A 20,299-nucleotide genomic window follows, 5' to 3' on the forward strand; every position below is an offset into this window, starting at 1 on the left:
GAAAACAGGCTCGGAATCACTGGCACACTTCAAATAAACTCAGCGCTTGCTGATAAACCGCTACACGCCCCGCATGACCATTCAACCCGCCATTAATAGATTTAGTAACGGCTTCAAAGTCGTCGCCGTCGGCCAACCTATTGACGCGTCGCATATCCCAATACCACCCTGCGCTGGCCACAGCCCATTGCCATTCTTCTAACAGTTGGGGCGTTGTCAGTAATCGCTCGTCTGCAAATAGCGCGAGGCTGCACGCACGGTAGTTATTCTTTCCGGTGACTTGGATCAAGCCTCGCCCCCGATATAACCAACCCTCCCCCGACACCTCAGATCCATTACCCAAGCGATCGCTGTAAACCCGGTTGGCAATAGCCTCAGGCTTGCGGTGCAAACCTTGTGCATCCGCATTAGGCATGCGGCGCAAACGACTGCCATCCTTGACCATAATGTATTTACCAGCAGAGTCTTTTTGGGCGAAACGTGTACCCCAAGTCATGGCCAAGCCATCAGCGCTGTAATTCAGGTTTTCTAAAAGCACCGTAAAACCAGCACTTTCATGTCCCACTTGGGAAAGAAAAGCAGCTACCCGCCGCGGGGTATTAATCTGATACTGGTTTGTTACCGCCTGAATAAACGGTAAATAAATATCTACAAACCGCGCACTCTTCGGAAATAACTGCAACATGTTTTCTCGACTTAACATCACGCTTCACTCTTTATTATAAAAACAAAAGTGAAGCATCTTTTAAGCGCTAAAACTGCCTTATAACATTCAAATAGAACTTACCCACTGACATCGCAGAATCAACTGACACACGTTTTGATTTGATCTCGTTAACTGCCTGCAATAACACTCCAAACAAACCACTGCGTTGGTAGAGCGGGCAACACACGTTTGCCCGAGTCTATTTACAAACCGCTGCTCACGCTGGCGGAATGGTTGCCAAAATACCAATACCCACCGTCAGTACTAAAAAACCGCCTAAAAACCACGCCATCTTACCCATCATATTTCCCCGTCAAATCTACGAATAAACAGGTGCAGAACATCGGGCGGCAAGCGGCGAGTGCAGCTTGAATCTCACGCTCTTGCCTGTCTCGAGAGGTTGAGGGCAAGTGTGCGCCTTGATCTGCACTCATAACAGATGCAGATCAGGCGAAATAATACGGATCAGTTGCCGGGTAATACAAAGTGGCCGCTTGCGACGTTGCGCTGACGTTGAAGATCAAAAGATCGCGAGCAAGCTCGTATGGCAACCACACACTTTCTGTTGGCCAATACACCACCGCGGAGCTGCCGCAGGCTGCGATCTTTTGCTGTGGCTGTTTAGAAGTGGAATGACACTCCAGTGGTGACGTTAAAGGGATCACCCGGATAGAAGTTGGCTGAGTCTTGCCCTTTTGCGTCGTAGGCAGTGTTGGTCGCGGTGGCATAGCGTTGATTGGTCAGGTTGCGAGCATCAACAAACACTTCCCATTTATTGCTCGGCGCTTCGTAGCCCACTTTTGCGCCCCAAAGGGTATAAGACGGCGCGCTTAAGGTGTTGGCAAAGTCGACGTAATAGCTAGAAGCCGCACGGGCATTCAGTTGTGCGTAGAAACCACCGTTTTGTCGGTATTGCAGTTCGGCCTGATACACCTGACGCGGCAGACCTGGCAGTTGGTTGTCTCCAAAGGTCGAGTCGTTACGGTAGTGGAAGTCGTTCAAGGTGTAGGCCTGACGCAGCGATAAGCTGTCGCCATTTTCACCTTCCCAAAGCAACGCATTGAGCCCGGCCTCTATGCCTTGGTGAATGGTGGGGCTGCCATTGGACGTGGCCACCAATTGATCCTGAGTGGCGGTGGCTTGGCGCACGACCACTGAGAGCAACTCCTTCTGCACCCACGAACGGTACACCGTCAGGCTGCCGTCAAAAATCCCATGCCCACCGCGAATCCCGAACTCTACGGTGTTGGCTTTTTGTGGACGAACATCGCGAATGTAAGGGGTTCCGGTGCTGCCCAACTGCCAAGTGACGGGAGGATCAACCGAACGGCTGACGTTGCCAAACAGTTCAAACTCCGGGGTTAGCTGATAGCGCAAACCAAGGCGCGGAGCCAAGTCGGTTTCGCTGTATTCAACGCCGTTGGGGAATGTGCTGGTATTGACGCTGGTGGTGTATTGGATGTCTGCCTTACGTTTGATATTGATCAACGAGAGGCCACTGGAGAGCCAAGTTTTGTCATTCAATTGCAACTCGTTGCCCAGCGAGAACACCGTATCGCGCGAGCCGGTATAGTCCGTTTTTTGCTGTGTCGCACCCGTTACCCGGCTGTGGGATTTAACGTCGGCCAAGTAAGCTTGGGTGTTGCTGAACGTTACGCTGCTGTCGCTGGGTAAGCCAAATAAGGTATCGCCGGTGCGCAGATAGCGCAGGGTCACGTTGATGTCTTTGGACCGCCAGTCTTGGGGTGTCGGGCTGTAGCGCCAGCCATTGAGCAGCGGGTAGTCGTTATACCCGAGCCCCACTTCAAGCTTGGCGTTATCGTCAAAAGTGTAAGTGGTCTTGCTCCCTAACAACATCGAGCCATCTTTTTTACGCCCAATGGGCACGGTGTTACTGGTGGGGTCATGCTTAAGTTGGTACTTGGTCAGCGTGTTGCCCTGTGTCAGGGTTTCTTCGCGATAGCGTACGAAGAACCGTGTCTCCAATTTCGGGTTGAAAACATAGCCAAAGTTAGCCACTAACCCTTGGCCCTTGTTGGACGTGTGGTCCTGATACCCGTCGCGCTGGTTGTGCAGAATGCTGACGTAATAATCCGCATCGCCCACAACGCCGCCGGTGCTGAGTTGCGCCTTTTGATAACCGTAACTGCCCGCCTCAAAACGCGCGTAATTGCCTGGATCGGTTCGCCCGGTCTTGCTCACAAAATTAATGGCACCGCCCAGCGACAAAGCTGAATACAGGTAGGCGTTTGCGCCGTACAACACGTCGGTGTGATCCACCGCTTGCATGTCGAGCATGTCTTCTTGGGTGCCGCCCGGCCCGGTCAATGGCAAGCCATCGAAGAGAAACTTAATCCCCAGCACGTACCCTTGATAGAAGGTGTTGAGGCCCGAACCACGAATTGAAACTTTGTTGGCGCTGGACCCGCTGGTGGCTTGAGCAAACACGCCGGGCTGCAACGCTAAAACGTCCTCGGCATTGGCCGCACGGCCGCGCTCGATTTCGCGGTTGTCGACCACAGCAGTATTACCCGCCACTTTCTTTAATTCTTTTTGTGACTTCTGCGCCTCGCTGGCACCGGCTCCCGTCACTACCACTGTAGACAACGTTGGATCGGTATCTTGAGCGGCCAGCGCCGTGGCTTGAACCAGCATCAGGAGAATCCCCATGCTGGAAGCAGTCGCCAGTGGACTACGTCGTATGACTCGATGGTGTGACGCACTGTTCATTGATTCAATGCTCCTGCCTGTTAGTGAATGGAGCATCTATTCGAATAGTCCTGCTCTCAGGTTGATGTTTTGCAGGAGTCGTGCCATCTAAAAAGTATCGAAATACGGGTATTTCAGAGCAACTAACGTGTGCTGACCCAACAGTTTGCTAAGGGCCTGTTTGCATTTCAACAGTCGCCACAACAATGAGATTTACTTATAACAATTTGATCAATGTATATGCAATTTCAAGTGTCGACTACGCGCTTGCAATCCCCGCGCTAGAGCGGCCTTGTGAGTTTATTGCGCAGCAGGTGTTGCCCCAGCAACAGTGATTGTGCAACCCGTTGCATTAACCACAATCTTGGGCTTTAAAACACAATCAAATAACGCCGTTTTATGGGGGGTTAAGTAGTTGGTATGGCTCTTGCTCTAACTTCTTGGCATGCCTATTTGCTTCGGCAAATAACGGCAATCGGTGGAGTGTATTGATCTTACATACAACTCCGTTTTGCTAAAAGCCAGGAGTTATAAATGGCCAATGTCCAAACTGCCAGTGCGCTGGATGTGCTCTGGCGCCAGGGCCCGGGCGGCGAGTTACTTGATCTTGGGCGAACCTTTCGCGGCCCACTGTCATCGTCACGCCTGCAGAGTACGCCCAAGCGCATCCTGAGCCGCCGAGAAGCCGTGCTGCTGGGGGTTTTCGCACTGGCACTGCACGGTGCGGTGATTTACTGGATCAGTCAGAACCCGACGCCTGCGCTGCCTGTGGTGCCGCCGGAAGTCCCGCCGATGACTATCGAGTTTTCCCAACCAGCACCCCCTGTGGTTGAGCCGCCACCGCCCGAGCCTATTGTTGAGCCCGTGGTAGAGCCACCGCCGCCGATAGAAGACGAACTCGCGGTTAAGCCACCACCCCCTAAACCGATTCCCAAGCCAAAGCCCAAGCCGGTGGTTAAGCCTGTACCAAAACCAGTGACCAAGCCGGTTGAACAACCGCCAGCGCCACCGCAGCCAGTCGCACCGCCTGCACCACCCGCGCCGCCTGCACCTGCGCCGATTACCCCTGCGTCTGCCAACGCCGGTTACTTACACAACCCGGCGCCGGAATACCCGTCACTGGCCATGCGCCGTGGCTGGGAAGGCACCGTGCTGTTGCGGGTACACGTATTGGCCAGTGGTAAGCCTGGAGAAATCCAGATCCAAAAAAGCAGCGGCCGCGATCAACTCGACAATGCTGCCAAAGATGCTGTTAAACGCTGGAGCTTCGTCCCGGCCAAACAGGGCGACGTAGCACAGGACGGCTGGGTCAGCGTCCCTATCGACTTCAAAATCAACTAACCGAACCTAAATGCTATCGCGGGCCACCTGACAAAAGGCGCATCGCACTACTGACTAAATGCCTTGTTGGAGAGCCGCACCATGAACCTCATCGCTTCCCCTTTTGAATCTGTTGAACACGCGGTCATTTGGCTGCTGATTGTTTTCTCGGTCGCCACATGGGGCCTATTCCTGCTCAAAGGCGTGCAATTTAACCGTCTGAAAGGTCAAGACCGTCGTTTTCTTAAACAATTCTGGGCAGCCACCAGCCTCGATTCGGCGGCCGAGTTAGCCAACACCGCGCCGGGGGCTGCTGCCCGTGTTGCGCAGTCAGGTTATGCCGCCATTCAAGTGACTGAGGCCCCGAAAACCGAAGATCTGGCCCACGCGATCAATCATCAAGATCGCTTAGAGCGCTCGCTTCGCCAGCAGATCGTGCGTGAACGTCGCTCGCTGGAAACCGGCCTAGCGATCCTCGCCAGTATCGGCAGCACCTCGCCGTTTATCGGCCTGTTCGGCACCGTATGGGGCATCATGTCGGCCTTGAAAGGCATCAGCGCCGCCGGTTCTGCGAGCCTTGAAACCGTCGCTGGGCCGATTGGTGCAGCGTTGGTCGCTACCGGCGTCGGGATCGCGGTCGCGGTGCCAGCGGTACTGGTTTACAACTACTTTTTACGTCGCCTCAAACTGACCGCAGCTGACCTCGATGACTTCGCTCACGACTTTTACAGCTTGGCCCAGAAGAGCGCTTTCCGCGTGCACCTGCATCCCGTGCTGAACAAATCTGCCGCGTCTGCGCAAAAAGTGAAGGAGGCATCTTGATATGGCCTTTTCAACCCAAGACAACGATGAAGTCCTGAGTGAAATCAACGTCACCCCTCTAGTGGACGTGATGCTGGTGTTGCTGGTGGTGTTTATCGTCACCGCGCCCCTGCTGACCAATGCAATCCCGATCAACCTGCCCAAAACCGAGTCAGTCGCCCCCGTGGAGCAAAAAGACCCACTCGTGGTGAGCATCGACGATCAGGGCAAAGTGTTCATCAACAAGGATGAAGTTGAGGCAGGTTTGCTTGAGTTCAATCTGCAAGCAGCCAAAGCCAAGGACCCTGAAGTGCGCGTGCAATTGCAGGCGGACAACGGTGTGAATTACGGCGAAGTCGCGCGGGCCATGGCCTCGATTGAACGAGCCGGAATCACCAAACTGTCAGTGATCACGGCCAAGTGAAGTGAACAGCAGCCTTCTGCCCCCCCTGACATGACGTCGGGGGGGCGACATTCAAATGAGGTGAACACACGTGACTGTCACACTGCTAAATGCCAGGAAGGCACCGCTGGATATTGCTCGAGAGTTGGCAGCCGAGTTCGCCCTGACCGCGGTGGAGCGCGATGCTAAAGGCGGCACGCCCAAACACGAACGTAATCTGCTGCGCGACAGCGGCCTGCTAGCCATGAGCATTCCAGGCCAATTCGACGGCCTCAACGCCACGTGGTCTGAAACATTTGCAGTGGTACGCGAGTTTGCCCGGGTCGACAGTTCAATCGCCCACGTGTTCGGCTTCCACCACTTGATGCTGGCCACCGTGCGGCTGTTCGCCAAACCCTCGCAGTGGCAAACCTGGTTCAAGCAGACCGCCAATAAGAATTGGTTCTGGGGTAATACTCTCAACCCGCTGGACACCCGCACCGTGGTCAAAGACCGGGAAGGCTGGCGCGAATTCTCGGGAAAAAAAAGCTTCTGCTCGGGGGCCAGCGATTCTGAAATGCTGATTGCCTCTGCGATTGATGAAAGCGCAGGCGGCAAGCTGCTGATTGCGGCAATACCCAGCGCCCGCTCCGGCATCATCCTGCACAACGACTGGCACAACATGGGTCAGCGTCAAACTGACAGCGGCAGCGTGACCTTCCAGCGCGTACGCGTTGAGGAATCAGACTTGTTGCTTGATCCCGGCCCGTTAAGTACCCCATTCGCTTGCCTACGACCACTGATTGCGCAACTGCATTTCGCCACGATTTTTCTCGGTATTGCAGAAGGCGCCTTTGAAGAAGCGCGCCGTTACACTTTGGAAGAAACCCGGCCATGGTTCAAATCCAACGCCACACAGAACGCCCAAGACCCCTACATTCTTGGCCATTACGGTGACTTTTGGGTCGCCTTGGAGAGCACCCGTCTATTGGTAGAGCATGCGGGCCAAGCGCTAGACGCCGCTTGGGCCAAAGGGCCGGCACTGACCCATGAAGAGCGCAGTGAAGTCGCCATCGCCATTGCCACCGCCAAAGTAGCTGCCAGCCGTAACGGGCTGGAGTTGTGTAGCAAGGTCTTCGAGGTGACCGGCGCGCGCGCAACGCAGACCTCCGTGGCCCTCGACAGGCACTGGCGCAACCTGCGCACGCAGAGCCTGCACGACCCTCTGGACTACAAGCTTCAGGAACTGGGCGACTGGGCCCTGAACGGCACGTCCCCCATCCCGACATTCTATTCATAGGGACCGACATGCAACTGCTAACCCTCCCCCCTTCCCCTGCCTTGGCAACCTCGATCCGGGCAACCGCACAAGTCTTTGAAGACCCAAAATCCAAAGCCTTGCTTGCGCACTTACAACAAATCGCCCCCAGTGATGCCAGCGTATTGATCATTGGAGAAACCGGCACCGGCAAAGAACTGATTGCGCGCCACATTCACAACTTAAGCGCACGCAAACATCAGCCTTTTCTCGCCGTAAACTGCGGAGCGTTTTCAGAGTCACTGGTGGAGTCCGAACTTTTCGGCCATGAAAAAGGCGCCTTCACCGGCGCATTGGGCGCCAAGGCGGGATGGTTCGAGGAAGCCAATGGCGGCACGTTGTTTCTCGATGAAATTGGCGATTTACCGATGCCGATTCAGGTCAAGCTGCTGCGCGTCCTGCAAGAGCGCGAAGTGGTTCGCCTCGGCTCGCGTAAAAGCATCCCCATCAACGTGCGGGTATTGGCCGCTACCAACGTACAGCTGGAAAAAGCTATCAACGCCGGGCATTTTCGCGAAGACCTGTTCTATCGCTTAAACGTCGTCAACCTCGAACTCACCCCACTGCGCGAACGCCCCGGCGACATCCTCCCGCTGACCCGCTACTTCATCAACACCTACAGCCGTCGACTAAGTTACGGCGACGTCGCCCTCAGCCCTGATGCAGAGCAAAAACTCACGAACTACACTTGGCCGGGCAACATCCGCGAACTGGAAAACGTCATCCACCACACCCTACTGATCTGCCGTGACGGCGTCATCCAGAGCGAAGACCTGCGCATGTCCAACCTGCGCATCACCCGGCAAGACACCGCCCCCCACAGCGACCAAAGTGCAGAAGAACTGCTGGAGCATGCGTTTCAACGGCTGTTCGAAAGCCAGTCAGACAACCTGCACGAAAACGTAGAACGCAGCCTATTACGAGCGGCCTATCGCTTCTGCCACCACAACCAAGTACACACCGCCAAACTGCTGGGCCTAAGCCGCAACGTCACCCGCACCCTGCTGATCAACCTTGGAGAACTGAAAGTCAACAAACGTAACGCGGCAGAGCCTAAGCAGGATGAGCGGGTGCTGCATTTGTCGATTTGAAAACTGCCTTGCAGCGACGGCAAGCCCGTATAGGAGCGGGCTTGAACTGGCGATCTTTTGATTGTTTTAAAATCAATAGCCACCTCAGGAGAGGTAGAAGTACTCACAAAATTACTTGGAGGCGTATTATTATCGAACACCTGTAATTCTAAGTCTCTACTATCGCCCTTGCTTTGGAAACCCTCTTCAAATATGACCTTATACGTTTGCGTATTCACTCACCCGGTTTCCAGTCAGGCCGTTCGGCATCAAAGCCTTGAGTCGGATGTGGCGGGAGGGGATGGTCTTTTACAAGTGCGGGAAAGCGCTGATCAGGGTCAGTTAGTAGTATTTGGTACAAGCTGTTATATAGCTGATTCAACGGTTCGTCAGGTAGGTACCACATGGCAGTATGTGGCGATGTTTTTTTGTTGAATATACGTTTCATCATAAATGCTGCACTATCATTACCTTGCGATAAAGCCAATTGGTAGTACTGCAAAGCAATAGGGAAATTGTGCTTAACTATTTTGTAATAAGCACCTAATTCATAACTTGCTTGTCCATAACCTTGCTCAGAAGCGCACCTTGTGTATTCTAGCCCCAGTTTTTCTTTTTTCCCCACGTGGATGTATAACTTGCCTAGCTCCGTGAGTGCAGGGGGATTTCCCAACTGCGCCGCCTTGTGCAAGTAAGAGAGACCGTCAGTCGCTGGATTATTGACGCCAGCCCTATTGCCAATCATGGCGCCCATATTGTAAAAACCTTGAGGGATATTAAGCTCGATCATTCGTTGATAAAGATCTATCGCTTTCTGAGTATCTTTTTCCACACCGCCTGGCCAGCCAGTTCTGTAAAGCGCAGCAAGATTATGCATAGCCTTCCAGTGGTTGCGCTCAACGGCCTTAGAGTAAAGTTCAACAATACGATCCCAAGGTCTTAATGTATCAGGCTTAGCCAATAAGGCAGCTTCGAGATACAACGCATGAGCTACCGGATCCAGCTCCTGCAAATGGTCTTTCTCATGAACGCATATAAAAATTTTGTTCTCGGCCATTGTGGGAGTTCCGAAACTTAAGAGAAGTAAGACTGTATAAAGTTTGAACTTATTCATCAGTCCACCGTAAATGCAGGGCTATAGGGTGTTGTTACGTCCCAGAATCGTTGCAGGTGGCAGAGCAATGGTTCCCCATTATTCCTAGCTATCCAGTTTTCATCCATCAAATCATCCCAGAGTTTATAATTTTCTAACGCTGATAACTCAACAGACCCCGCATGCACCCCCCATAACTTCTCCCGCAACGACTTCGTCAACTCTGGATTTGGCTGTGCAATCCCCAACTCCGAGTCACTGTGTATACTTCGAATATTGATATTTGCGAAACTAAGCAAGGTATACACATCATCCACTAGGAGCAGTTTTGAGTGTACGTAGATTTTTTTGTAATGGGCCTTCAGTTTGGGGGCGTCGAGTATGGCTTTGGACTCTGTTGGTGGTGGACTACCGGACGTGGCGAAGACATATGGCATACCTAAGTAGAAATTTTCTATATGTTATCAATCACCCACCATTAATTTGATAATTACCACATTGACGCATCCTCTTGTGCAGCCTTAGATAAATCTGACATCCAAATCTCGCTCGAAATTCGAAAAATATCCTCAAAAAAACTACGAGGTGTTTCGATCTCAAGTGCATCCCACGCGGGTGCTGTATGGCTATCCGTACCTATGTCAAAAAAAATAGAAAAATCAAAATCTTTATCATTCAGTGCATTTTTCAACGTATTGACCAACACAAATTTATGCCTATATGACAAGTAGGCGTGATGAGGAACAATATATTCCCGGATAATTTTTTCCCTATCTCCACTATTAGGATCTAGTTCCCACAAGGCCTCACCCAAGGTCTCCTCTTGATCGTAAACATCAATTCCTCCCAAAAAATGACCTACAGTGGGGACATACAACATATTTGTATATGGATGAGCTAACATTTTTAATCCACAGGATAAGCAGTAAATGGTCTATTAGGGTTTTCAGGATCAAACTTAATTTCTGCACCACTCATACTTTCATTAAATGTAGGATTCGAGACATCCCTCTTATTTGGCCTGTACCCTCTTCCCGAGCCTTTTTGCTCGACTCTAACAATAGGATTACCTTTGATATCTATTCCAGTCGCCCGAGACAAACCACGAGCTTCGCGTGTAACTGCACTATTAATAGCATGCATTTGTAGCTTCCATGTCAAGAATTGAGAACTTGGATTACCTCTTTTGTTTTTTGGGGTTTTACCCGTAATAGGGTCGGTACCATCAATTGCTCGCTGTTTAATCGCTGCATTGGATATTTCAGGACCATGCTTTCCGATTGTGTGCATGTCGTATTTGTCCTCGTAGTACTCTACTCGACGCTTCGCATTCAGCTCAGAAAGCTCCTCGATTTTCATCCTTCGTTGCTGCTGAGACATCTGAGGGGCAGGAGCTGTGGGGGTCTGATCAGCAGTCTGAACTGTCTTAAAGGGACCCTCTCCGCCCGCTAAACTGCATTTCCCTTCACCTGGACACGAACTCAACCCCAACGGATCCACCCACCCCGTCGGGTTGGGGACGTACTGGTAGCTGTTCAGCCCGCCCGCCAGTTTGATCGGGTCGGGGGTTAGGTAGCGGCCGGTGTTGGGATTGTAGTAGCGATGCCGGTTGTAGTGTAGTCCGCTTTCTTGGTCGTAGTACTGGCCCTGAAATCGCAGTGGGTTGGTGACTTGTGCTATGTCGAGTTTGAGTACGTTGCCGTAGGCACGGTAGTGGGCCGACCAGACGATTTGGCCGCGGTGCCCAGTAAGTTCTTGGGGTGTCCCTAAGTGGTCGAGTTGGTAGTGGTAAACCTGGGCCTTGTCGCCCTCGCCTTGTAATAAGGCTAATGGCTTGAAGGTGCCCGGTTCGTATAGGTAGCTACTGTAGTGGCTGGTGCCGTGTAGGCCTTTTTGTTGGGCGCTTTCGGCGATGAGGCGTTCGCCTTGCCAGATGAATTGGGTAGTGGTGCCGCCATACTCTTTGGCGATGCGCCGACCAAAGGCGTCGTAGCGGTACGCTACTTGGCTGCCGTCTGCCAAAGTGATGCCGGTTAGCCGTTGTTGACTGTCATAGCGGTAGTCGCGCGTCAGGCGCTGGCCTGTGCCGCGTCGTTCTTGGCTGAGGTTGCCGTAGGCGTCGTATGCAAAATGGCTGTCGCCTTGCATCAGTAGGCGGTTGCCTTTGATGTTGGCGTGGCGATTTTGCGGTTGGCCGTTGCTGCTTTGATCGAGTAGGTTGCCCGCCGGGTCGTGGATGAAGTGTTCGCTGAGGGTGCCGCGCACGTCGGTTAGACGGTCTAGTGGGTCGTAGGCATAGCTTTTTTGCCCTTTGCGGCTGTCGCTAAGCAGGCCGAGGTTGCCGCTGGCGTCGTATCGGTAGGTGCGGCGGTACAGCGGCTGGCCGTCGATGTCGCCACGGGCGTTCAGTTGGCTGACGGCGTGGTCTTGCAGTCGGCCTTGCTCGTCATATTGGTAGTGGCTGACCAGATAGCCTTGTTGGCGGACGGTTTCTAGACCTGCTTCGTAACGGTGGCCGGTGAGTGGCTTGCCGTTGAGGTCGATGGCTTTAAGCGCACCGCCTTTTTGATAGTGGTAGTGCAGGCGGTTGCCGTCTGGCAGGCGACAGTCACTGAGTTGGCCAAGTGTGTCGTATTGATAGCGTAGGGTGGCCCAGCCCTGATGTTCGCTGATGAGACGGTCTTGCAGATCGTATTCGTAGGCCAGTGGCCAAGCACCGTCGTCGACGGCAGTGAGTCGGCCCAAGCTGTCGTAGGTGTAGGTGATTTCACTGCCGTCGGGCAGGGTTTTGCTTATCAGGCGCCCGGCCGCGTCACGTTGATAGGCGGTGATCAGCGGTTCGCTGCCAGGATGCTCGGCATCCGGGTATTCGGTCTTTTCCAGCAGTTGACCGTTAAGGTCGTAGGCATAAGCGGTTTTGCGACCGTCAAAGCCGATTTCTTGTTGGATTAATCCGTTGGGGTAGTACTCAAGTTGGTAGTGTTCGTGGCGCTCGTTCTCAATGCCGGTTAATAGCAAACGGGCGTTGTCGTAGCGGTAGTTGAGCTGACTGCCGTCCGGGTTGATGCGCCGGCTGATCAGGTGCAGGTTGTCAGCATATTGGTAGCGGGTGATGTGGCCACGTTCATCACGTTCTGCAGTGACTTTGCCGTAGGCGTTGTAGCTCCAAGCACGGGTTTTACCGCCGGGCAAGGTGATTTGCGTCAGGCGATTGGCCGCATCCCATTGGTACTGGGTGATCGCGCCCCGCTCGTCCTGCTGGGTGATTTTGCGCCCCTGAGCATCGTAGCGATAACGCCGCTGGGTGCCGTCTGGCAGTGTTTCATCGAGCAGTTGCCCAAGCAGGTTCCAGGTCAGGGTGTGCTGGCTGCCGTCGGCGTAATACAGGCCGCTTGGTTGACCTTTGGCGGTGTATTTATAGTGGGTGACGTTACCGTCTGGGTCGGTCTGGCAGGTGATGTCGCCTTGGCTGTTGCGTTCATATTTCCAGCAGGCCAAACCGCGCTGTACTTTGCGCACGTGGCCGTTGAAGTAGCTGTAGTACGTAGGCTCGTCTGTAGGCGGAATCAGGGCTGTCAGTTGCCCGGCTTCGTTGTACTGATACTCGGTGATGGCGCCGAGCGGGTCTTTTTCGGCAACTAGCCGACCTTTTTCGTCGTAAGCCTTGTGATGTTCTGCGCCGTCCGGGTCGATTTGGCTGACAAGCCGGGCGTTGTCGTCGTGCACATAAACTTGCTGGCTGCCGTCACGGTTTTTGACCGTGACCGAGCCTTGGTCATCCCATTCGTACGTGGCGTCCATCTGCCCGAAGTTGGCCCAGTGACGAATGCAACGCGCCTGTTTGCCAGCGTGCTGCCACTGCCAATAAAACGCGGCGCCACCGGCCAATTGCCGTTCTTGAATGACGTGTTGAGCGTCGTAGCGGTAGTGCTCGGTTTCTTGTAACGCGTTACTGGCGCTGGTCAGTTGCCCAAGGTCGTTGTAGCGATAGGTGGCCTGCGTTTGCAGGGTGATCCAACGCTCAAGATGTGTACCATGCTTGGCGTAGTGATCGTTCGAGCGCCCGACAAATTCGCGGCTTTCGTCATAGTGCTGGTAGTCCACAGCGCAGAGTCGGCCATTGGCGTAGCGCAGCAGCAAGGCACGAGCGGCACCGTTGTCGATGCGGTGCAAACGGCCTTCTTTGTAGGTGATTTTCAGCCGGTTACCGTAGGCGTCACTAATGGCCGCCAGTTGCAGGCCTTTGAAGTGGTAGAAGCGGCTGTTTTTACCGGCTTGGGCGAGGATCAGTTCATCGTCTTGTTCGCCCAAGTAAATAGCGGCCTTGGCCAAGCTGTTTGTGATGGCGGGACGTTGTGCAGTCGGCTGCGGGAAGCGGGTTTGGCGGTTTTCATGATCGGTCCAGAGCAACTCGTCGCCGTCGCGTTGCAGCCGATGAGACAGGGTGTGACTCCAACCGAACCCTAAGTCACCGTTAATTTCGACCGCACTGGTGCGATACAGACGTGTCCACTCCAGGGTCAGTGCACCGTCGAGTACGCAGTCGGTGAGGGTCAGTAATTCTTCGCCGGTGACCATCGACACCGGGCAGCCGTGGGTTTGCGTGTCTTTAGCGGATTCGGCAGGTTTGCCGTTGGGGGTTTTGGATTGCGCCGAAGCATCATCGACACGCTCGACAACCTCCAGCGTGGTGTTTGCCTTGGGTTTGTTGCGGGCAACGACCGTGGCATCAGGGATGCTCTGGGCTGCGGCTTGATCGTTTTTTGGTTTTATTTCTGTGTTGGCTTTTAAGCCTGAGTTGAGGTGCGCTTCGCCCTGTAGCAAAACAGGTTTGCCTACGCTGACGTGGTGAGGCGATCGCGCTTTACTGGTGCGCATCAATTGGTCGACAAAGCCCTGCAATAGCTGGGTAGCTTTGCCTGCATGATTGGCGCCTTTGATGGTCAGGCGTGCGACCAGCCCAACCCCTCCGCTCAAGACAATGCCGAGCAGAATATTGATCAGCAGTTCAGTCGTAATGCGAGCCAATATCTCGCTACGAATTTGCGGTGGTAACAGTTTTAACCAAGCGATCAGGGCCGAGACGTAACACCACATCAAAGGCTCATCGCTGGCAATCAACAAGGCTGTTTGCAGCGCTTCTTTGGACGCGCTCAACAGCAACGCGTATTGCTCTTCGGTGAAGAGTTTTTTGAGCTTTTCGTAGTTCTCTTCGGGGTTACTGATTAACGAGAATATCCCCTTAATGTCATCCCAGATGCCCAGCAGCGCCTTAATAAAACCCTGCCACTGGCTCTGCAGCTCAATCCAAGCACGGCCCAACGCGCTAGCCTCTTGATGGGTCTGCCACAGCGCTGAATATTCAGTGCCCCACTGGGTATTGAGCCACTGGCTCAGATCATTCAGTAGGTCTTTGTAGGAGGCAAAAAAAGTATCGAGTTGTTCGGTGGTGATCTGCGGGTAGAACGTAATCCGATACTCTTTGCCGGGCAGGCAGTTATCAATCTGCTTGATACCCGAATCACCAATGACCGTGTCAATGTTTGCGCCTCCGCCTGTCGGCACCATCAGCACACGGGTGTTACCTATAGGTATAAAACGCGCGGCCTCGAAGGCATGGATCAATGTCAGTGTCGAGTTGCGCTGGCATTGGGCATAGAACACAACTGGCGCGGAGCTGTCTTTGTCGCGGGCTTGCACTTCATCGCCAACCCGAAACTGTTGCTGCGCATCGAGCATGCCGCCGTACCAAGCATCGGCATGATCCCTATACCCTTTTTTATCGTCAGAACCCTCAATGCACTGTGTGAGTTCTGTCAGTACCTTCTGAATGTCGGGCTGGGTGGAGTCCATAGACACCAGCATGCTGCCGATAAAAATCATGGCAAAACCTCTTGCTGCACATGAGCCAACAAGAGCCCGCTGTCTTTTAGTTGTGAAGGGGTTGAGCGTTGTACGAAATGCTCAACTTTAAGCCGCAGATGGGATTCGCCGAGCGCTGCATACAGCTCGGCCTGGGTGTCTTTAAGCCACTGCATCAGGTTGTCGATCAGCGTGTTTAGGTCCGTCGCGGCGAGTGTGTCGAGTAGGTCATTGGGGACTTGCCACCAAGGGAAGGCTTGAGCTGCACGCTCCGCTCCCTGCTCCACAATCACAGCCTGACGGTTAATCCAATAGCGGCTAAATACCGGTAAAACGTCACTGGCCGCCGCCCCTAAATGCTGAAGGATGGGTAGCCAGTGGCGGCCGTCCCAAAACCGGAAAAACACGGCTTCACCTGCGGGCATCAAGACTTGGGTCAGCCCGCGCAAATGTTCGGTGATAGCAGTTGGGGCGGCCGTCGACACGGCCAGCCAGCCCCAATCGTCAGCGTCAGTTTGCGCGGCCCATTGCACAAACTCGCTGTCGGGCGTCAGACGCAGTAGATAAGGCATGACTGGCAACCACTCGGCATAAGGCGTGCCGGACCAGAGCAGGCTCGGCGCCTCGACCCCGCCGTGCTGCCAGTAAGCTGCAAGGGGGTCGGCAGCGCTGGTTGAACTGATCACGGCATACAGGTTTTCGCCGGGGCATAGAGGGTTGTCTGCTAGCCATTGCTGCGGGTTTAAGGGCTCAGATGTCACACACGCCTCCTTTGCATTTTTCGCACTCTTCGCAGAAAGGTGCGTTGCGTTTGAGGCTGTTAATTTGGGTTGGGGTGAGTTCGGCAGCTGTCAGCGCCGCAACGGCAGAGGGGACAGCTGGCAACGCCGCCATCCCCGGCACTGGCAGCCCACCGAGCAGGATGGGCGAGCTGACGTAGATTCCGGCGGCGCTGACGAGCAGGTGCTGGCCGCCAGCGGTCAACGAGATGCAGGCCCCGGCTGACAGCACCACGTGGGCGCCGGCTTTGATGGAGACTTCCATGCCTGCTTCGACGGCCATCGCCACACCCACAACGGTATGGCTGCTGGCAGCCACGTGGCGAAGGTCGTTGCCATTGAGCTGGACTTTGCGATCCCCTGTCACGGTTCGCTGGTCTTCACCTTTGAGCACCGAAACGCTGTTGCCGGTGATGGTTTCTTTGCGCTGCCCGTCGATCTGTAAAAGGCTGTCGTTTTTAATGTGTTGCTCAAGATCGCGCTGGGCATGCAGGTAGATCAGCTCTTGGCCTAGGCGATCTTCGATCTGCAGTTCGTTATAGCCGGTGCCGTTCGGGGTGCTGCGGCTGCGCAATACGCTGCGCGTTTTATGCGCGGGCAGTGTGTACGGGGGCGGGTTGATGCTGTTGATCAGGCAGCCAACAATGATCGGCTGGTCCGGGTCACCCTCCAGAAACGTAACCAGCACTTCCATGCCGACCCGCGGCACTGTCACCGCGCCATGACTGTCACCGGCCCAACTAGATGCCACCCGCAGCCAGCAACTGCTGGCATCGTCGTGACGACCTTCGCGGTCCCAATGGAACTGCACCTTCACCCGACCGAACTGATCGCAGTGCACCTCTTCGTTGGCGGGCCCAGTGACGCGGGCAGTTTGTAGACCTAACACGCGAGGCTTGAGGTGTTTGAGTGGCGGTCGGTAGAAGACGTCCCACGGCGTGGCGATAAAGTCGTTGCGGTAGCCTTGGATAAAGCCGTCAGCCGGTTGCTCGTCACGGCTCATTCCCGCGCCTTCCAGCAGGTGCGGTTGTCTACCTTGATGGCTGATTTGAGTCAGCAACCACATCGCATTCCAATCGCTGTGCGGATGCTCGCTAAGCGTTAGAAAGTGACCGCAACTCAAGCTTGGCTCGTCACTTTTGCCGCTGGCCTGACAGCGGTCAGCACGCAAGCGCTCTAGGGCTCGCTGGCTTAGCCGTTGACCACGCTGCTCAAGTTTGAAATAGCCGGGATAGTGGTAGTCCTCTAGATCACGTTCTGGGCGTTGCCCGTCAGGGCCTGCTTGCGACTCGATTTGCCGGCTAGCGGTTTCGAAGTTGTAATCACGCAAAGTACTTCGGGTGGTACGGGTAGTGAGGCCCACCTCAAAATCACTGACCGCTGGGGTTTCGGCGACGAGGCCGCTGCCGCTGTGAAAAGGCACTGAATGCTTGAGCTTGGCGAAGGCACTTTGGCCATCGCCGAACACCAACTGATGGCCTTGAACTGAGTGCCGGAAGTGATAGTGAATACCCTCCTCTTCACATAAGCGCTGGATAAAGTGCAGGTCTGTTTCGTGGTACTGCACACAGTAGTCGCGGGTCGGATAGCTCGCCTGCAATTGGAAGGTGTAGGCATGGCTGTAAATGCCGTGCTCTTCGAGGAGTTGGCTAATGATCTGCTCGACCGTTAGCTGCTGGAACATACGCTGGTTCGTGCGATGTTCGAGATAGGCAAGCTGCGGCACGAGGGTCAGGGTGTAAAACGTCAGACGCTGGCGAGTTTGGCCTTGAGCGACGCTATAGATCAGCCCGTGGACGCCAACGCCATCGGCGCCATAAGCCAAATAAGCAGATGTGTGCAGCAGCGCTAGCAGATCGAGATCAGCCTGTTGACTGACGACGACCAGCTCAAATGCATAAGGGGTGCTGATGGACTCTTTGCCGGTAAATGACAGGACTTGTAGGTCATCAGTGAAGCCTTCAATGGCTAGGCTGAACTGTAACTGAGGCTGCGAGCGTGACATCCGCGACTCCTTGCGCTGCGGTAGCCCTGATGTAACAAAACGTCAGGGTTTATCGGTGCGCAAGTGTGCAAGGACGGTGTTAGCTCTGGCTGTAAGGCCGATCTAATACAGCCAGAGCTTTGGGCAAATCTACGGTAGGAAGGTGGGACGCTACAGGTAGGAGCTGCCGCAGGCTGCGATCTTTTGATCGTTAAAAACAAAGATCGCAGCCTGCGGCAGCGCCTACGCACAGCAGGGGCAGCCCCGAGTGAGCTGCACCGCATCTTCGGATGTGACACAAAAAGGGTCACTCATTAGTTACAACACTTGGACTTAAAACAACCCGGATGTAGGCGGCGGCGTGCCTTTGAGTTGCCATGAGCCCACCGCGGAGGCTTTCCAGTGCCGTGGATTGTGGTTCGCCACGGTGCGCGCATTGCGCCAATGCCGGTCAAGGTTATGGCCACGCCCGGTGGTCGACGCACCGCCCACGTCGAACACCAGCTCTGCGGCTTTAAGTGCGGACTCTGCCGCGATGTATTGCGCTTGCGCCACATCAATTGCCGCCTGATCGACCAACACAGGGTCAAGCCCCCCCGCCCACGCTCGGTCGATGGATTCTGCCGCGTGCAACACCACCGCTTCGGCGGTGAAGGCACGGGCTGAGATGTCGCCGACACTCAGTTCAACATAGGGGTCATCGACCGAGCGGGTAGCGCTGCTGTGTTTAATCGGACGCGCATGCTCTTTGGCAAAGGTGACAGCGTCGTTCAAGGCGTTGCGCGCAATACCGGCCTCAACCGCCGCGAGGAACAACTGCAAAAACGGCGTGACAATAGTGCGCTTGCCCTCCTCTACCGTGCGGGTGCGAATTTCTTCAGCCAACACTTGGACATTGTTCAGGCGCGTCGTACCACTGGCGGTCAGGCGCTGGCCCATCGCGTCGAAGTCGTCAAGCAGCTCCAGGCCTTTTCGGTTGCGCGGCAGGATAAACGAAACCGGCTGATCGTCTTCGTCCAGCGCCACCGCGCTGACCCAGTCGGCGTACAGCGACCCCGTGCTGTAGTACTTGCTCCCGGTGGCGCGGTAATGGTCGCCGTCGCGCACAATGCGCGCACTGATCGAGCCGTTGGCGCCGCCCACCTCCCACCCCGCATTGCCCACCACAATGCCGTCCAAGTAGCGCGCAAACCAGCGTTCGCGCTCGGCTTCGGCCTGTTCGCTCGACGAGGCAAGCAAACCTTCGATAAAGCCGAAACCCGGACGCAAGGCCTGAGCAACGTTGGAGTCGGCAGCGGCAATGCGGATCAAAAGGCGGATCACGTCTTTGACTGAGCCGCCGCTGCCGCCATAACGCACCGGGATACGCGTGGTAAAAAAACCGGCTTTGGCAATCTGCGCCACCGCGTCAAAAGGCAACAACCGATCCCGCTCGCGCTGAGCAGCCCCCTGCGCAATGGTTGGCAATAACTGGTCGGCGCGGGCGTTCAATTCTTCGAGCGTGGCAACAGCATGTTCAGTTACAAGAGACAGCGTAGTCATGGCAATTCCTTAATGTGTTCAAGCTTAAATAGCGATCTTCCACAGCTGTGATTCATCAATGCGCCACGCCGTGCTTTCCGCCTCCAACGGCGGCACCACCAGCTCACTGTCGGCACCCGGCAGGCGCGGGACAGCGCCCAGCAGGCGTTGGGTATAGGGGTGCTGCGGGTTTTCAAACAACGCTTCGACCGGAGCGCTTTCAACCACTGTGCCGTGGCGCATCACCAGCACCTCGTCACTGACATGGCGAATCACCCCCAAGTCATGGGAGATAAACAGGTACGCCAGCCCCAGTGAGGCTTGCAGGTCTGCCAACAGGTCCAGCACTTGCGCCTGCACCGAGACGTCGAGGGCCGAAACCGGCTCATCACAAATAATCACTTTCGGGTTGCTGGCAATGGCCCGGGCGATGGCGACCCGCTGGCGCTGCCCGCCGGACAGTTGCAAAGGCCGTCGGGCCGCCAGCTCAGCGGGCAGACGTACCTGCTCCAGCAGTTGGCTGATCCGCGCAGGCTGCTGTGAAGCCGTCACCCCGGCAACGTCCAGCGCGTCAGCCAAGATCTGGCCGATGCTCCAGCGCGGGTCGAACGAACTCAGCGGGTCTTGATAGATCACGCTGATGTCGCGCCGATGGACACGGCGATCTTTTTCCGCCACCCGCTCGGCGCCAGCGCCAGCCCAAGGGCGGTCACGCAACTGCACCTGCCCCGCCTCCCGCGCCCGCAAGCCCCGC

General features: G+C 55.1%; 14 protein-coding genes. 5 read left to right on the plus strand and 9 right to left on the minus strand.

Annotated features, from left to right (window positions below; genetic code table 11):
• Positions 1–16: 16 nt before the first annotated feature.
• Positions 17–685 (minus strand): glycoside hydrolase family 19 protein, encoded by a 669-nt coding sequence (locus AQS70_RS13895; RefSeq protein WP_082428111.1) that lies wholly within the window; start codon positions 683–685, stop codon positions 17–19.
• Between the two features lie 642 nt (positions 686–1,327).
• On the minus strand, positions 1,328–3,436 hold the full coding sequence (locus AQS70_RS13900) for a TonB-dependent receptor family protein (protein WP_055103348.1): 2,109 nt from the start codon (positions 3,434–3,436) through the stop codon (positions 1,328–1,330).
• A gap of 513 nt (positions 3,437–3,949) precedes the next feature.
• On the opposite strand from AQS70_RS13900, the gene AQS70_RS13905 reads away from it, so the two are divergent.
• The 5 genes from AQS70_RS13905 (at position 3,950) to AQS70_RS13925 (ending at position 8,327) form a co-directional block, all read left to right on the plus strand.
• Entirely contained in the window at positions 3,950–4,756 is an 807-nt protein-coding gene (locus tag AQS70_RS13905; RefSeq protein ID WP_055103349.1) for an energy transducer TonB, read from the plus strand.
• An 81-nt stretch (positions 4,757–4,837) separates the two neighbouring features.
• Positions 4,838–5,557, plus strand: a complete 720-nt coding sequence (locus AQS70_RS13910; RefSeq protein ID WP_055103350.1) for a MotA/TolQ/ExbB proton channel family protein — start codon at positions 4,838–4,840, stop codon at positions 5,555–5,557.
• 1 nt (position 5,558) lies between these two features.
• A complete protein-coding gene (locus tag AQS70_RS13915) occupies positions 5,559–5,960 on the plus strand; it encodes an ExbD/TolR family protein (RefSeq protein ID WP_055103351.1) in 402 nt (133 codons plus the stop codon).
• Between the two features lie 70 nt (positions 5,961–6,030).
• Positions 6,031–7,218 carry an acyl-CoA dehydrogenase family protein gene (locus AQS70_RS13920; RefSeq protein ID WP_055103352.1) on the plus strand — a complete coding sequence of 396 codons (1,188 nt, stop codon included), beginning with the start codon at positions 6,031–6,033 and terminating at the stop codon, positions 7,216–7,218.
• Positions 7,219–7,226: 8 nt separating this feature from the next.
• Positions 7,227–8,327 (plus strand): sigma-54 interaction domain-containing protein, encoded by a 1,101-nt coding sequence (locus AQS70_RS13925; RefSeq protein ID WP_055103353.1) that lies wholly within the window; start codon positions 7,227–7,229, stop codon positions 8,325–8,327.
• A gap of 214 nt (positions 8,328–8,541) precedes the next feature.
• Here AQS70_RS13925 and AQS70_RS13930 read toward each other — a convergent pair whose 3' ends face one another.
• The 7 genes from AQS70_RS13930 to AQS70_RS13965 form a co-directional block, all read right to left on the minus strand.
• Complete coding sequence (locus AQS70_RS13930; RefSeq protein ID WP_055103354.1) at positions 8,542–9,420, minus strand: tetratricopeptide repeat protein; 879 nt, start codon at positions 9,418–9,420, stop codon at positions 8,542–8,544.
• Between the two features lie 469 nt (positions 9,421–9,889).
• Positions 9,890–10,303 carry a hypothetical protein gene (locus tag AQS70_RS13940; RefSeq protein WP_055103356.1) on the minus strand — a complete coding sequence of 138 codons (414 nt, stop codon included), beginning with the start codon at positions 10,301–10,303 and terminating at the stop codon, positions 9,890–9,892.
• Positions 10,304–10,305: 2 nt separating this feature from the next.
• Positions 10,306–15,282 carry an RHS repeat-associated core domain-containing protein gene (locus tag AQS70_RS13945; protein WP_055103357.1) on the minus strand — a complete coding sequence of 1,659 codons (4,977 nt, stop codon included), beginning with the start codon at positions 15,280–15,282 and terminating at the stop codon, positions 10,306–10,308.
• On the minus strand, positions 15,279–16,022 hold the full coding sequence (locus AQS70_RS13950; RefSeq protein WP_055103358.1) for a DUF4123 domain-containing protein: 744 nt from the start codon (positions 16,020–16,022) through the stop codon (positions 15,279–15,281). Before AQS70_RS13950 ends, AQS70_RS13945 begins: the two co-directional genes overlap by 4 nt.
• On the minus strand, positions 16,012–18,045 hold the full coding sequence (locus AQS70_RS13955; RefSeq protein ID WP_055103359.1) for a type VI secretion system Vgr family protein: 2,034 nt from the start codon (positions 18,043–18,045) through the stop codon (positions 16,012–16,014). Before AQS70_RS13955 ends, AQS70_RS13950 begins: the two co-directional genes overlap by 11 nt.
• Positions 18,046–18,357: 312 nt before the next feature.
• On the minus strand, positions 18,358–19,566 hold the full coding sequence (locus AQS70_RS13960) for an acyl-CoA dehydrogenase family protein (protein ID WP_055103360.1): 1,209 nt from the start codon (positions 19,564–19,566) through the stop codon (positions 18,358–18,360).
• A 24-nt stretch (positions 19,567–19,590) separates the two neighbouring features.
• The coding region (locus AQS70_RS13965) for an ATP-binding cassette domain-containing protein (RefSeq protein ID WP_156355160.1) at positions 19,591–20,299 on the minus strand (709 nt) is incomplete at its 5' end.

Origin of the sequence: Pseudomonas endophytica (assembly GCF_001411475.1) — a bacterium.
GTDB classification, from domain to species: Bacteria; Pseudomonadota; Gammaproteobacteria; order Pseudomonadales; family Pseudomonadaceae; genus Aquipseudomonas; species Aquipseudomonas endophytica.

Excerpts from the sequence above, each read along its gene's own strand:
- AQS70_RS13895 (WP_082428111.1), bottom strand. The coding sequence starts at position 685 with ATGTTGCAGTTATTTCCGAAGAGTGCGCGGTTTGTAGATATTTATTTA.
- AQS70_RS13900 (WP_055103348.1), bottom strand. The coding sequence starts at position 3,436 with ATGAACAGTGCGTCACACCATCGAGTCATACGACGTAGTCCACTGGCG.
- AQS70_RS13905 (WP_055103349.1), top strand. The coding sequence starts at position 3,950 with ATGGCCAATGTCCAAACTGCCAGTGCGCTGGATGTGCTCTGGCGCCAG.
- AQS70_RS13910 (WP_055103350.1), top strand. The coding sequence starts at position 4,838 with ATGAACCTCATCGCTTCCCCTTTTGAATCTGTTGAACACGCGGTCATT.
- AQS70_RS13915 (WP_055103351.1), top strand. The coding sequence starts at position 5,559 with ATGGCCTTTTCAACCCAAGACAACGATGAAGTCCTGAGTGAAATCAAC.
- AQS70_RS13925 (WP_055103353.1), top strand. The coding sequence starts at position 7,227 with ATGCAACTGCTAACCCTCCCCCCTTCCCCTGCCTTGGCAACCTCGATC.
- AQS70_RS13930 (WP_055103354.1), bottom strand. The coding sequence starts at position 9,420 with ATGAATAAGTTCAAACTTTATACAGTCTTACTTCTCTTAAGTTTCGGA.
- AQS70_RS13940 (WP_055103356.1), bottom strand. The coding sequence starts at position 10,303 with ATGTTAGCTCATCCATATACAAATATGTTGTATGTCCCCACTGTAGGT.
- AQS70_RS13945 (WP_055103357.1), bottom strand. The coding sequence starts at position 15,282 with ATGATTTTTATCGGCAGCATGCTGGTGTCTATGGACTCCACCCAGCCC.
- AQS70_RS13955 (WP_055103359.1), bottom strand. The coding sequence starts at position 18,045 with ATGTCACGCTCGCAGCCTCAGTTACAGTTCAGCCTAGCCATTGAAGGC.
- AQS70_RS13960 (WP_055103360.1), bottom strand. The coding sequence starts at position 19,566 with ATGACTACGCTGTCTCTTGTAACTGAACATGCTGTTGCCACGCTCGAA.